Origin of the sequence: Adlercreutzia shanghongiae (genome assembly GCF_035830635.1) — a bacterium.
GTDB lineage: Bacteria > Actinomycetota > Coriobacteriia > Coriobacteriales > Eggerthellaceae > Adlercreutzia > Adlercreutzia shanghongiae.
On sequence record NZ_JAYMFI010000013.1, the window covers coordinates 1 to 13,389 of the forward strand.

15 protein-coding genes are annotated in these 13,389 nt (G+C 58.5%); 14 read left to right on the forward strand and 1 reads right to left on the reverse strand.

Annotated elements, in window-relative coordinates; genetic code table 11:
* The first annotated feature begins 248 nt into the window (after nt 1-248).
* The 11 genes from VJ923_RS07370 (at nt 249) to VJ923_RS07420 (ending at nt 10,675) form a co-directional block, all read left to right on the forward strand.
* Nucleotides 249-770, forward strand: coding sequence for an AHH domain-containing protein (locus tag VJ923_RS07370; protein ID WP_326440102.1), 522 nt, complete (start codon nt 249-251; stop codon nt 768-770).
* A gap of 19 nt (nt 771-789) precedes the next feature.
* Complete coding sequence (locus tag VJ923_RS07375; RefSeq protein ID WP_326440104.1) at nt 790-1,368, forward strand: imm11 family protein; 579 nt, start codon at nt 790-792, stop codon at nt 1,366-1,368.
* A gap of 42 nt (nt 1,369-1,410) precedes the next feature.
* Entirely contained in the window at nt 1,411-2,295 is an 885-nt protein-coding gene (locus tag VJ923_RS07380) for a YwqG family protein (RefSeq protein ID WP_326440106.1), read from the forward strand.
* A 324-nt stretch (nt 2,296-2,619) separates the two neighbouring features.
* Nucleotides 2,620-3,069, forward strand: coding sequence for a hypothetical protein (locus VJ923_RS07385; protein ID WP_326440108.1), 450 nt, complete (start codon nt 2,620-2,622; stop codon nt 3,067-3,069).
* Nucleotides 3,070-3,107: 38 nt separating this feature from the next.
* Nucleotides 3,108-3,614, forward strand: a complete 507-nt coding sequence (locus VJ923_RS07390) for a hypothetical protein (protein WP_326440110.1) — start codon at nt 3,108-3,110, stop codon at nt 3,612-3,614.
* Nucleotides 3,575-4,888 (forward strand): RHS repeat-associated core domain-containing protein, encoded by a 1,314-nt coding sequence (locus VJ923_RS07395; protein WP_326440112.1) that lies wholly within the window; start codon nt 3,575-3,577, stop codon nt 4,886-4,888. Before VJ923_RS07390 ends, VJ923_RS07395 begins: the two co-directional genes overlap by 40 nt.
* Before the next feature lie 11 nt (nt 4,889-4,899).
* A complete protein-coding gene (locus VJ923_RS07400; protein WP_326440114.1) occupies nt 4,900-5,550 on the forward strand; it encodes a hypothetical protein in 651 nt (216 codons plus the stop codon).
* Nucleotides 5,551-5,835: 285 nt separating this feature from the next.
* Nucleotides 5,836-7,560, forward strand: coding sequence for a dGTP triphosphohydrolase (gene dgt, locus VJ923_RS07405; RefSeq protein WP_326440116.1), 1,725 nt, complete (start codon nt 5,836-5,838; stop codon nt 7,558-7,560).
* 185 nt (nt 7,561-7,745) lie between these two features.
* Nucleotides 7,746-9,122 carry a hypothetical protein gene (locus VJ923_RS07410; protein ID WP_326440118.1) on the forward strand — a complete coding sequence of 459 codons (1,377 nt, stop codon included), beginning with the start codon at nt 7,746-7,748 and terminating at the stop codon, nt 9,120-9,122.
* A gap of 220 nt (nt 9,123-9,342) precedes the next feature.
* Nucleotides 9,343-9,576, forward strand: a complete 234-nt coding sequence (locus tag VJ923_RS07415) for a helix-turn-helix domain-containing protein (RefSeq protein WP_326440231.1) — start codon at nt 9,343-9,345, stop codon at nt 9,574-9,576.
* Nucleotides 9,577-9,736: 160 nt separating this feature from the next.
* Nucleotides 9,737-10,675: an Rpn family recombination-promoting nuclease/putative transposase gene (locus tag VJ923_RS07420; protein ID WP_326440120.1), complete on the forward strand. Its 939-nt coding sequence runs from the start codon at nt 9,737-9,739 to the stop codon at nt 10,673-10,675.
* A 46-nt stretch (nt 10,676-10,721) separates the two neighbouring features.
* Here VJ923_RS07420 and VJ923_RS07425 read toward each other — a convergent pair whose 3' ends face one another.
* Nucleotides 10,722-10,949, reverse strand: coding sequence for a helix-turn-helix domain-containing protein (locus VJ923_RS07425; protein WP_326440122.1), 228 nt, complete (start codon nt 10,947-10,949; stop codon nt 10,722-10,724).
* Nucleotides 10,950-11,169: 220 nt separating this feature from the next.
* Between VJ923_RS07425 and pyrH the strand changes: the two genes are divergently transcribed.
* The 3 genes from pyrH (at nt 11,170) to VJ923_RS07440 (ending at nt 13,363) form a co-directional block, all read left to right on the forward strand.
* Nucleotides 11,170-11,886 carry a UMP kinase gene (gene pyrH, locus VJ923_RS07430; protein ID WP_326440124.1) on the forward strand — a complete coding sequence of 239 codons (717 nt, stop codon included), beginning with the start codon at nt 11,170-11,172 and terminating at the stop codon, nt 11,884-11,886.
* A 109-nt stretch (nt 11,887-11,995) separates the two neighbouring features.
* Nucleotides 11,996-12,559 (forward strand): ribosome recycling factor, encoded by a 564-nt coding sequence (gene frr, locus VJ923_RS07435; RefSeq protein ID WP_326440126.1) that lies wholly within the window; start codon nt 11,996-11,998, stop codon nt 12,557-12,559.
* A 24-nt stretch (nt 12,560-12,583) separates the two neighbouring features.
* Nucleotides 12,584-13,363, forward strand: a complete 780-nt coding sequence (locus VJ923_RS07440; protein WP_326440128.1) for an isoprenyl transferase — start codon at nt 12,584-12,586, stop codon at nt 13,361-13,363.
* The last annotated feature ends 26 nt before the right edge of the window (nt 13,364-13,389 follow it).

Sequence of the window (13,389 nt, forward strand, 5' to 3'; positions counted from 1 at the left end):
ACGGCCCAAACGGCCGTGCGCTCCTTGTTGCCGGCAGCGTCGAAGGGCGGGGGGTCGCGCGCCGCGGAGAGGCGCAGCGCCCTGTACAAGGAGGCGCGTCGGGCTCGCGAGCGCCGGATAGAGCTCTTCTGCACGACGGCCGAGTACTTCGGCGCTCCCAAGCAGAGGAGTCTGGGCTCCGACCCCCACACGACGCTGGACGTCATGGGCATTTTCGACCCCACCCCATATCCGACGGAGCCAATGCGGTGGCGTACGGCCTTGAGGGCGATTACACGAATATGGCGATATCCGCCGTTGCTGCGCTTTTGCCCTATGGGGGCGATCTTTTAAAGGGCGGAAGGCTCACGAAGAGCATCGCAAATGCTGCGCTTGATGCGTTCAAGGAATCTAGCGCGGCGTTGAGATTAGGCTTACCGGCGAGTTCGAAAGTACTCGGACGGAATATGAAAGAAATTGGCATATCTCCTCCTTCTTCGGGATATGCTGCGCATCATATTGTTGCTGGAGGCGCAGAGAAGGCTGAAGAAGCGCGAAGGATTCTTAAGAGATGGGGCATAGACATCAATAGTCCTGCGAACGGCGTTTTCCTGCCAGCTAAGAAGGAAATTGTGTCAGAGAGCATTTACCATCCAGGCTTGCATACAAATAAGTATTATTATGAAATTAATAGGCGTTTATCGGATGCTGCAGATTCAAAGGAAGGTGTGCTTCAGGAGCTCGCTGAAATACGGAACGAACTGCTTGCGGGCACTTTTGACTACAAATAAAAGGAAGGGGTGTGGTTCTGTGAAGATATGGAAAGTGCGGCATTCTGAGGAAAATGAAGACTGGGTCGAGGTAAAGGGCGGCACCTTCCAGTTCAACATCGATGTTCTCAACGACATGCCGCGCAAAAGCGAGTGGGATCGGCTGGAGCTGCAAGGGATAGACGGCACGCATGCGCCCCTGCATTTCGACTCGCCGGTATTTACGAGCCGTTCGCTGATTGTGACCGAGCGGGCTAAGGAGTGCCTAGAGGATTTGCTGGACGACAACATCGAGCTGCTGCCCGCGAGGTTGGAGGACGAGCCCTTGTGGCTTCTTCATGTGATGTCGACCGAAGGTTGCGTGAACCATGAAGAGTCGGTCGTAGCGCGGAGGAAAACCGGCAAGGTGAGGGGTTTTCGGGAATATCAGTTTAACGAGGAGGTCGTTGCCCCGCTGACGCTTTTCGGCATCCCCGAGGAGAGGGTGTACTGTCCGTTTTGCACGGAGGTTTTTAAAACCCGGGTGGAGGAGTGCGGTTTGAGGGGACTCGAATTCAAGCTCGTGTGGGATAGCGAGCTGCCCAAGGGTAGCATCGTGTTCCCGACGATATGCGTGTGAGGGCGGGTCGTAGCGCAGGAGCGGACAAGGGAGGAGGCGGTCGTGGGCATCGATCGAGAGCTGAGGGAGCTGACGCTCGCGCTGGCCGAGTTCGTGGCGAGGCCGTCGCTGCGCTTCGGGGTCGGCGAGCGCGTGGCGGACGAGTTTCCCGGTAGCAAAATAGGCGGCAGTCCCCTCCTGCCGTTCTGCTCTGAGTGGCCGTGCGACGGCGCTGGCCGGCCGCTCGCGCTGCTCGCCCAGGTCGATTGCTCCGACCTGGCCCCGCTGTCGGGGTTCCCCCGCTCGGGCCTCCTCCAGTTCTTCGTGAGGGGCGACGGCGCGGAATTCGGCTTGGACGAGACTGGTGCCTACGACGCTCAGGATGGGTTCCGTGTCCTGTACTGGGCCGAGGGGGCCGAGCCGCTCGTCCCCGTCGCTGCGCCCGCGGGGACCGAAGGGCGCCTGCCCTTCAAGCCTAGGGGCTGCTTTCGTCTCAGATTCGCTGAGTGCGCCTCCATGCAGCCGGCGACGGCCGACGACTGGCGATTCGACCAGCTGTTTACCGAAACGTGGGACCGCCTGATGCCCGACGCGCCGCTGCGATCGTTCTGTCGGGGCCCCTACGACTTGCCCGTCCTGTGGCGCGCGTTCGATTTTGCGGACGATTTGATGGTGCTTGACATCCTGGAGGTGTGCCCACCTCGGGGATCGCGCGAGCAGGTGGGAGGGTGGCCGACGTTTGAACAGGTCGACCCTCGGGCGTGGCCCGATGCCGAGGGACTGAAGCGCTACGACACCGTCTTGTTTCAGCTGGGGTCCAGCGTCGACGACCGGGCGGTCCCTCATATTAGTTGGGGAGACTGCGGGACTGGCGTGTTCCTCATCAACGGCGACGATTTGCGCCACCTCGACTTCTCGCGCGTTATGTACTATTGGGATTGCGGCTGAGATGGTCCTATCCGAATCGCCTGGGCTCCTCGGCGATTCTCTCACGCGGCCGGCGGGCGGCGACTCGGCGCTCGTCGCACCGGCAGAGCGCGTACGGCGCCTCGAGTGGCAGGGCGGCTGCCGTCAAACGGCAGTTCTGCGGCACCGCGGAGCGACAAAGAGACTACGGGATAACCCCCACGAAAGGCAGTGTGTCGGATGTCTTGCATGTGGCACTAGGTTTTGCCGGTCAGATTCCGGCGATCGGAGAGCCCTTCGACTTTGCAGATGGAATCGTTAGCTTTCTGAGGGCGACGTTCTAGGGGGCTGCTGTCCTTTGGTGCCATGGCGACGGGCCCTGGAGCTGTACCGGGAGCTGCGAAGACCGCAGGCAGGCTTAGCAGGCTCGGCAAAGCAGGAAAGACAGCGGAAGAGGCGGCCGATCTATCCAAAGCGGCGGGGAAGGTCGACCTTTCATCGGGCCTTGTCCGTCAAACCGTGGACATTGACGATATCGTCGACGGTCAAGCGATGACGACGAGCGAAGTGCCTGACCTCGCTTTAGGTTATCTGGGTCCAGGCTATAAGGACATGGGAAACGGACGCTACGTCTCCGCCGACGGCTTAAGACAGTTTCGAATGGGAATTAATGATATAGAGGGGCATCATTGGGGTGCTCCTCATGTCAATTTCGAAGTGTGTGTCGAAAACCCCAGAAAACCGGGCAGATTAACGATAGATGAATATAGAGTGAAGCATGTGAGATTGACCGATGTTGCGAGGAGTAAAAAATGATTAGAGGTAACTTGATAGAATCAATTAGGTGCCTATTTATGGGAGAAAGCTATCAAGCGGGCACGTTCGCTGACGGGGACGTGCTGGTGACAGTGCATGACGGCGAGGCGCTCTTCAAAGTCAACGGCGACGGGGCGGCCATGTTGACGGAAGCGTTTCTCGATTTGGCGGGCCCCGACGTCCTCTTGGCATCGTGCGCAGAGCTCCAGGAGTGGAGCGGCATGGCGCGGGGGTCGCTCGAGCTGTACATCCAGCGCGAGGACCCGGTCGTGCCCGAGTCCAAGGCGCGCATGCGTCGCCAGAATCGGCTCCGATGCGAGGACCTTGCGGTGAAACCGGTGCTGGAGGACGCGCTGCGGCCGAGGGGCATGCGAATCGCGGGCGAGCGTGGAGGGAGCGACGGGGCCTTCCTCATCGATGTCCGGTACTCGTCGTATGATGTCATCATCTATGCCGACGGTCCCGGCATGAGCCTGCTCGCCGACGCCTTCTCGGACGCGGTGACGTGCCCCGCGGGTCACAAGGAGGTCTTGCTCGCGCGCTGAGAGCGGGGAGACTACCTGTCGGCCTGCAGTACCTGCGCGCCCGCTGGTACGAAGCCTCCATGGGCGCCTTCGGCAGCCGCGACTCCTACCTGGGCGACGCCGCCGACCCCGCGAGCCTCAACCGCTACGCCTACGCCGGCGGCAACCCGGTGGCGTACGAAGACCCCACGGGGCACACCGAGGCCCGGAAAACCCGGCAGGCGAGGCAGCGCGCAACGAAGAAGCGCGTGCAGAAGGGCAGCGGCAGGAAAACGAAGGCCGCGAAGAGGCCCAGCATCGTCTCCGAGATGGCGAAAGCGGTCAAGAGGGCCTCCGGCTCTTTGGTGAAAACGCCCCCGCTCAGGAAAATGACCAAGGAGCTGGCCCTCGCGACGAACGAGGCCTTTAATCGGCTTCCGCCGTCGCCGGCGGACTCGGTGGTCGTGGTCGGCTCGTCTGGCGGGCTGCGGAGCGTCTATTACGGGGGCGGCAAGGGCGGGGGCAGCCCCGGCGGCCTCTCCTCGGGCGCCGCGCGGACGGTCGCCCTCACCGCCTCCGCGGTCCGCGCGCGCAACTGCGCCGCCGCCGCCAAGGCGGCGTTCTGCGGCACCGCCGCCCATATGGGCGAGTCTAGGACCCAGGGGGTGGACCTCGCCGCCATAGGCCACGGGGCCCTGGACCTGCTCGGGTTCATCCCCGGCATCGGCGCCGCCGCCGACGTCGCCAACGGCCTGTGGTACGCCGCCGAGGGCAACTGGGGCGAGGCGGCCGCCTCGTTCCTCTCGGCCATCCCCGGCGTGGGCGATGCCTTCGGGGGCGCCAACACGGCCCGCAAGGCCTTCAAGAGCGGCCTGAGCGCCTTCGAGGCCGCCGCCTCGCCGAAGGTGGTTGGAAACGTCATCAAGAGCAATAAGGCGGGCACCGTAAGGGCCGTCGAGCGCCCCGATAAGACGGTGGACCTCGTGCTGAAGAAGAAGGACATATGGGACGAGGTCCAGATATCCCAGGCGACGAGGAAAGCCCGGGATCTGTCGAGAGCAGACACAGCGAAGACGACCGTGGGGAAGAGGAATGGATCGGCAGCTGATGCCTTCAAGAAGGAATACGGGAAAGACTCGGTGCCTTTTGGCTACGATGTCGACCATGTAATAGATCTCCAGCTGGGAGGTGTCGACCATGTGAGCAACATGCGCCCCCTCGACGCTAGTGTCAACCGGAGCATGGGAGCCCAGATACACTATTTGATAAAGGACCTTCCAGAAGGCACTAAAATCGGCAACGTGATATTCGAGTGAAAGGAAGCGAGATGTTCGACTTGTTCAAGCGGAAGAAGGCCCAGCCGGCCCAGACGGAGGGCGATCCCTCGATGTTCGCGGGGTTCCTGGAGTACTTCGGGGAGGCCCCTGTCCTCGAGGACGGAGCGGCCGATCCCTACGACGCGTTCATCGACGGCCTGGGCGGCCGGTCGTTCGGCAACGGGGTGTTCAGGGTATTCGAGCGCGGCGACCTGGAGAGATGGCATCGGGTGGTGTCCGGATGTTTCACGAAGCTTCGCGGTGAGTTTGACCTGATCGGATACGATTGGATGGGGCGGTGCTTTGCGGTGGACCAGCGGGAAGGAGACGGGAAGGGGCTCGTGGTTCTCTTGGAAATCGCAACTCTCGATATGTACTATATCGAGAAAGACTTGGTGGCCTTCCTGAACGAGGTTATGCCTAATCAGAGCGAGGCGTGCCTTGAGGTCGGGAGGTATCGGGAGTGGCTGACGGGCCACGCACCCGTGGGGCCCATGGAGTGCGCCGGCTACAGAATCCCCCTCTTCCTCGGCGGGGGGGACTCCCTGGACAACATGGAGGTATCCGACATGGAAGTGTACTGGGATATGACCGACCAGCTGTGGGAGGCCGTGAAGGACCTGCCCGAGGGCACCAAGATAGGCAACATCAGCTTCGAATAGGGCCGGTTGCTCTTGGGCGGGACAGGGTTACTGCAATATTGCTTTTGGAGCGCCAGGAGGATGTTCTTTATACCAAGGGAGTTTACAAGGCAAGAAGTGTCTCATGTGGCGATAGCAAGACGGTGAAAACACGCGATTGCGGCTGGCAACTACGACTTTGTCGGTGGCGACGATGCCGCTGCACTTGGATTGCTTGAGTAGGTCGTTTGACTATTTCTTGGTTTGCCCTACAAGCAACGATGAGCATGCTTGTAAAAAGGATTGATTGGAAATAGAAGGAGAATCATGTATATGGTAAACGCTAAAATGCCGAATGCGAAAACTACGTCCTTTTGGAACTTCGATGAGGCGATGCTTGAGAGGCTCGTTGAGGAGCCGGAAGGTGCTGCGAATGGTCAGCTCTTACCGATGCAAAAGTACTATAAACATGGAGCCTCGGCGTGCGAGATTGACTATATGAGGGCGATGCTGTCGATGCCGTTGCGTGGGTTGCAGGGAAAAACTCAAGTGTTTCCTATGGATAGAGAGCATTTCGTGCGATCTCGTCTTACCCACACTTTGGAAGTTGCCGTAAATGCCGCGGAAATTTTCGACGAAATGCTAGCGAAGGCCGAGGAGCCCGACCCCAAAAGTGGTCAGACGATTCTTACCGAAAAGCAGATTCAGACGTTGCGATACGCTCTTATGACAGCGTGCTTGCTTCACGATGCCGGTAATCCCCCGTTCGGACATTTTGGGGAAGAGGCTATACGCGACTGGTTCAGCCAGAGGGGTGCGACGTCTGGTGAGACGTCCGACGGCTTAGATCTCCGCTACTTCGAAGGAAACGCTAACTCGCTGCGCATGGCCCTGCGCGGTACAGGTCTTTATGACGGCCGTCGCTTGAACCCTACGTTGTTGACGTTGTGCGCGATGGTTAAGTACCCATGGGGTGTCCGCGAGGCGGTTGCCCAGAACCCCAAAAAGGTTAAGTACAACTACTTCGTCTCCGATGCTGAGCGCGTAGAGAAGATGCAGAGCGCGAGCGAGAGGGCAGTTGGCCTGTCCGAGCGCGAACGGAGTAGGCTCTCCTTGGTTATGGAGGCTGCAGACGATGTCTCCTATGCTACGGGGGATTTCGAGGACGCGTTTAGAAAGGGCATGTTCACGGTTGATGAAGCTGTTTCGTTCATGACCGAAAAATGGCTTTCGTGGTTAGAAGAAAAGCGGTTCTCAAAAAAGTGTTGCCGGAATACGCTCACGCTCATCTACTTGCTCTCGTTTATTGCAGGTGATGAAGAGGATTACGAGTGGATGAATGATTTCATTACAAACAAAGTGTCGGACGAGGACAATTTAATCGCAAAAGATGGAAGTATTGGTACTCGCTATGCTAGCTATTTACTTGCTGGCGGCGGCGGGAACCCTCGAGGTAAGAATACTGTGCATACTTTTAGAAAGGCTCTTTCCGATTGCTCAGATAGCAAACTTGATGCTGCCCAAAAACGACAGATGCAGGAAACCTATGTAGGAAGATGGGTCGATGTTGTGAGAGGTTGGCTCCGGTATTCGGCGGCGTGCTCGCTTTCCAGACCAGACATCGACGGCGGAAAAGAGGCAGATCTTTTCGGTGACCATTATGCGACGATCAAACTCTTGAAAGACGTCCTCAAGCATTTCGTGTATACATCGCCCGAGAACGCGAAGTTGAACGCTCGTGCCGAAACCGTTCTTAAAGGCCTGCTCGATAAGCTTGTTCCTGCTGTCGAGGAATGTGTGGAGAAAGACAACACGAAGAAGGAAAAGAGTCCGATTAACCCAGAGGGCGTGTCTTCGATGGCCGCGGGCCTTATTGCGTTAATACCAATGCGCTATCGCCTCGATTACGAAAGTGCCTTCAGCGCCTCATCGCCTCGCTGGGATACTGAAAGGCAGAAATACGAGCTGGACATGATGGTGTTGGACTTCGTCTCGTCTTTGCCGGATGACTACGCTGTTCAGCTCTACAACGATCTTTACGAGGCGAAATAGACTATCGGAGCGTAATGGGACGAGTGTCAGTTACAAGTGCTCGTCCCCAGGTTTTGAAAAACACCAGGCCACTTTGCTGCAGCTTACGTGAGCTAAGTTAGTTGCATAAATAGGTGCGTAAGGACTATGATTGGACGATAAGCGTTCAGTGATGCCGCAGGATGCGGCAGTTGGGAGGGAGCAAGGTGGCTGGAATGGGTTTACTTGGGAAGCGTGTTGCCTTTGGCGCGTTGGCGGCGGTTTTGGCGTTAGGGCTGTGCGCGTGCAAGGGTGGCAGCGACCAGAATGGGGCGCCTGCGGAAGCGCCCGCAGCGTCTTCAGAGGATAAGGCGGCGCAGTTCGCGGATTTCCAGGAGTTGATGTCGTCGCAGGCCGACAATTATACCTACGACTATCGCGAGACCTACACGCTTGATAATGGCTCTTGGACCGAGGAGAGCGTGTCGTCTTTGACTGTGGCTTGTGATGACGCGGGCGATGTCAGCTACCAGCATGTGACGTATCTTCCTGAGGATTCCGTGCTTGCCGGCCTCGAGCAATACTTCGTGGGCGAAAAGGTGATTGAGGTCAACGGTGAAATAGTGACGGATGTGTCCATCGAGTACGCAGATGATTTGGTCGAGATGGACATGGCGGAATTCTGTCCGGCCGGAAAGGTGGAGTATTCGGCCGAAACGCTTTCCGATGTGGCGCAAAGCGATGACGGCGTCACCTATAGTTTTGCATTCGCGGGTCCCGAGCAGGTGCCCGACGATATGGGTATGGTGAGTGATGTTGAAAGCGCTCAGGTATCGGTGCGCTTCAACGGTGAAGGCGTTCTTGTGCAGCAGACGTTTGATGCCTCGGGAACGGCGAACGGCATCGACGAAGCGTTCAGCGTGACGACTTCGGGCACTATTGACTTCAGCAAGTGGGGTGAGACGGACGTGCCCGAGGCGCCCGAGCCCTCGTCGGTTATGACGAGCACGGATCTTGCGGCGACTCAGAAGGCGGCTGCGGAAAGCGTCGCTGCGCTGCCGGACAATCTGACGTGCGTCACAGAATCTGAGGTTGTCGTGAACGGTGAATCCCAGGCTCTTGTGCACGCGGAAGTTCTGCGCAACGGGCGCGATGCCGTGCTGTACGTGGAAACCGACGGGAACGAGGATGAGGCTTTGCTCACGTTCTTCCAGGGCGACGAGAACATGGTGTTCCAGGGCGATCAGTTCGTATCGAAAGGCGAGGGCGGTCTGCCGGAGGACTCCACCGGCACAGAGCAGGCTCTCGCGCTGATTGATTATGCCGATACGGGTTATACCTACGACGGTTATGGCCTGACCGAGTATGCGTTCATCGTGGACGGAAGCGCTTTGCCGGCTGATATGAGTTTCGATGGAGTTGAAAGCGTGGATAGCATCACGCTGGAATACTGGGTTAATCCCGATGGAAGCTTGTACGAGGTGTATATGGCGGTCAATGGGGTCACGCCGGACGCGCAGGGGGGCGAACCCGTTGTTATGTCTGTCACGGCATCCTATTCCGACCTGGGGACCACTGAGGTGCCCTCCATGCCCGAGGCGTGATGGAGCGCACGGGCGATGTGAGTGGCCTTAAAATTTACCGCTTAGCAATCTGTTTCACTCTTTCTTTAGAATAGAATTTATGTTTAAAGTTATGAGAAGTGATAATATGTCAAGAAGGTCATAGAAGGTTGTTGAGCACGCCGCGTAGGCAAAGGATTGGTGGCGCTATTGCGGGGTGAAGAGAGAGGAGATTAGGATGCCGATTGTCACGCGATTGAAGATGGTGATGAAGAGGCGCGGCGTCGGGGCCAGCGAGCTGGCCGAAAAGGTCGGCCGATCTCCGGTCAACATTTCACATTTGCGCTGCGGACATGCGCGGGGAATCCGCATTGACCTTCTAGAGAAACTTTGTCGCGAGCTGCACTGTCAGCCGGGCGACTTGCTCGTATACGAGTCAGCGGACTCTGCAGCTGACAGCCGGGATGTCGACTCGTCAAAGGGGGAGCTGGGGTAGGCCGCGGGCCGAAAGCGGCGCGGCTTGCGGGGGGTCGCAATGCGACTTTGTCGTGAGGCCGGGGCGTTTTGCGGGAGGTGCGCAACGAGACTTCCCGCCGTCGTTTCTGCGACTTTGAGGGCGTAGGCTGTCTTTCCAGACCAAGAGGAAGGATTGGCCCATGGACGAGCCGCGTAATCTGCGTTTTCACGAATGGCCCATGTTCAACCAAGTCATGACCGATGAGCACGATATATGTCGTCGCATTTTGGAGGTCGTGCTTGGTCAGCCCGTCGATCGGGTAGAGAGCGTTGAAACGGAGAAGGCGCTTGAGCCGAGGCTTGGCGCCAAGGGCGTTCGCCTTGATGCCTATGCGCGCACGACGGGCGCTGTTTACGATGTGGAGATTCAAGCTTACGCTATGCGGTCTCTTGGACGGCGCATGCGCTATTACCAATCCATCATGGATTCGTCTGAGCTCAAACGCGGGCAGCGCTATCAAGACCTCGTTGAAAGCTACATCGTGTTCATATGCACTGAGGATCAATTTGGGACGGGGCTTCCTGTCTATCATTTCGAGATGAAATGCTGCGAGGACGATGCACTTGATGTGCGCCACGGATTTCAGTGGCTTGTCTTGAACGCTTCTGCCTGGGAGTTGTTGCCCGAAGGACGCTTGCGCAGTCTGCTAAGATACGTGGTGACCGAGGAAAAAGACGGCGATTCGCTCGTGGACGATATCGCAGCGGCGGTTGCGCGGGCCAATGGCAGTGCTGTCTGGAGGCAGAAGGGTTTGGATATGCTGACCTATATCGAAGATGCCAGGATTCAAGCAGAGCTGATTGCCGAAGAGGGCTACCGGGACGGCATGAAACGGGGTCTGGAGGAGGGCCGCGAGGTGGGCCGCGAGGTGGGCCGCGCAGAGGGCCGCGAGGAGGGCCGCGAGGAGGGCCGCGAGGAGGGCCGTTCTGAGGGGCTTCGGGAGGGGGCGCAGCAGGCCGAGAAGCGCATGGGCGCGCTCATCGCCCGACTGATTGAAGAGAACCGAACCGAAGAAGTCGCGCTCGTCGCTGTTGACCCCGAAAGGCGCGAGGCTCTCTACAGGGAGTTTGGCCTCTGATGTCAATGGGCCGTAGCTCGAGTCGCCGATTCACGGAGCTCAAAGATTAAAACTTCACGAGGTGGTTGAATGGGACGTCGAGAGCATCGGCTATTTCGATATATTTGACGATGCCCGTGTTGTGCTTACCCGCCTCAATGCGTGCGATGACTGCCTGGTCAGTGTTCACCATGAGCGCTAGCTTCTTTTGCGAAAGCTTTTGAGCAATGCGCTGCATCCGAATCTGCTGACCCAGCTGATAAATGCGATCTTGTACGTCGTCTGTCTCGTCCATGACTCAAAGAGTATGGCGATGTTTAATCAGTCATATGTCGAATATGACATGACTACGTCCTTTTTGCAGAAAATTCGAGCATTTGCGTACAAGAATCAGAGGAATGCGATGTGCGGCTCCGCTATTTCTTTGCTCTTGGCGCGCTGACGTTATGTTGACGGAGCACTTCGGGTAATATGTATCCGTTTACAGTAATCCTGCCGACGAAGGGATGAACTCGATGGCGAACGAATACAAGTACGACCGCGTGCTGCTCAAGCTGTCCGGCGAGGCGCTTGCTGGCGATCAGGGCTATGGCATCGACCCGAAGGTGGTTGACGACTTGGCTGAAGAGATTGCTGAAATCATCCACGACGGCGTGCAGCTGGCCATTGTCGTCGGCGGCGGCAACATCTTCCGCGGCCTGGCCGGATCGGCTGAGGGCATGGACCGCTCCCAGGCCGACTACATCGGCATGCTCGCCACGGTGATGAACGCCCTGGCGCTGCAGGACGCCTTCGAGCGTCACGGCATTTTCTCTCGTGTGCAGAGCGCCATCAACATGCAAGAAGTGTCCGAGCCCTATATTCGTCGTCGCGCCATCCGCCATCTTGAGAAGGGCCGCGTGGTCATTTTGGCCGCGGGCACCGGCAACCCCTATTTCACGACCGATACGACGGCGGCCCTGCGCGCTTGCGAACTGGATGTCGATTGCGTCATGAAGGCCACCAAGGTGGACGGCGTTTACGATGCCGACCCGATGAAAAACCCCGACGCCCATCGCTTCGATCGCATCAGCTACATGGACGTGCTGAGCCAGGGGCTCCACGTTATGGACGCCACGGCCACGTCGCTTTGCATGGACAACGACGTGCCCATGATTGTCTTTGACCTCACCAAGCCCGGCAACATCAAGGCTGCCCTGCAGGGCGAGCCGGTGGGCACGGTCGTCGAGTAGCTGGCCGCGCCGACGCGGCCTAGGGTGCGCGGACGTCAGCAGGCCGGCATCCCTGTTTTGGAAGACTTTAGGGACAAGGTGTCCCTTGACGATTAGGGAGGAAACCCTCATGGCAGATATCGATGAGATCTTGATGGGCGCCGAGGAGCGCATGGAAAAGGCCCTCGCGGCCCTGAAGGAGAACTTCGGCGGCGTGCGCACCGGTCGCGCTAACGCCATGGTGCTTGATCGCATCAAGGTCGATTACTATGGTGTGCCCACGCCCATCAACCAGATGGCCGGCGTGAAGGTGCCCGAGGCCCACCTGCTGGTTATCGAGCCTTGGGACAAGGGCGTGCTGCGCGCCATCGAGCAGGCCATCTTGGAGAGCGACTTGGGCGTGACGCCGAACAACGACGGCTCGGTCATTCGCCTGCCGTTCCCGAGCCTTACCGAGGAGCGTCGTCGCGATTTGGTGAAGCAGTGCAAGACCTACGCGGAGGAAGCTCGCGTGGCCGTGCGCAACGCTCGTCGCGATGCCAACTCTGCCGTGGAAAAGGCCGTGAAGAACGACAACCTTCCCGAGGACGAGTCTAAGCGTGCCGAAGCTGAGATCCAGAAGATGACTGACAAGTACGTCGCCGAGGTGGACGAGGCCCTGAAAAAGAAGGAAGCCGAGGTCATGGAGATTTAATCTCTGCGACAGAGACGATGTGCTATGGCAAAGCCGCTGGACTACATATTCCCAAATCCGCCTGCGGGGCTCGACCCGCGGGCGCTTGATTTGGAGAGAATACCCGAATCAGTTGCCGTCATCATGGACGGCAACGGGCGTTGGGCGAAAAAGCGCGCGCTGAATCGCCTGAAGGGCCACAAAGCTGGCATCGAGGCGGTGCGCGAGACTATCCGGTGCGCGTCGGACCTAGGTGTCAAGTACCTGACGATCTACTCCTTTTCTACGGAGAATTGGAAGCGTCCGGAAGACGAGGTCGTGGGTCTTATGGACCTGTTCGCCAAGACCATGCTGGCCGAGGTTGATGGGCTTCATGAGGAAGGCGTGCGCGTGCGCACCATCGGCGATTTGTCCATGTTGCCCCAGGAAACGCGTGACGCCTTCGGCGAAGCATGGGAAAAGACGCGCGACAACGACGGCATGACGTTGGTGGTGGCTGTGAACTACGGCGGACGCCAAGAGATTCTTCGGGCCTGCGAGGCTTGCATGCGTCGTGCGGCGCTTGTTGCCGAGGCGGGCGGTGAGGTTGAGGCGCCGACAGAGGAAATGTTCGAGGAGGGCCTCTATACGTTCGGCATGCCTGATCCTGACGTGGTCATCCGCACATCGGGGGAGATGCGCGTCTCTAATTTCCTACTGTGGCAAATTGCTTACTCCGAGTTCGTGGTTACTGATGTGCTGTGGCCCGATTTCAACCGCTACACCTTTCTGGAGTGCTTGCTGGATTACCAGGGGCGCGATCGTCGTTTCGGGGGCGTGGCCTAAATGCGCGGCGGCATCTCCGAAGACGA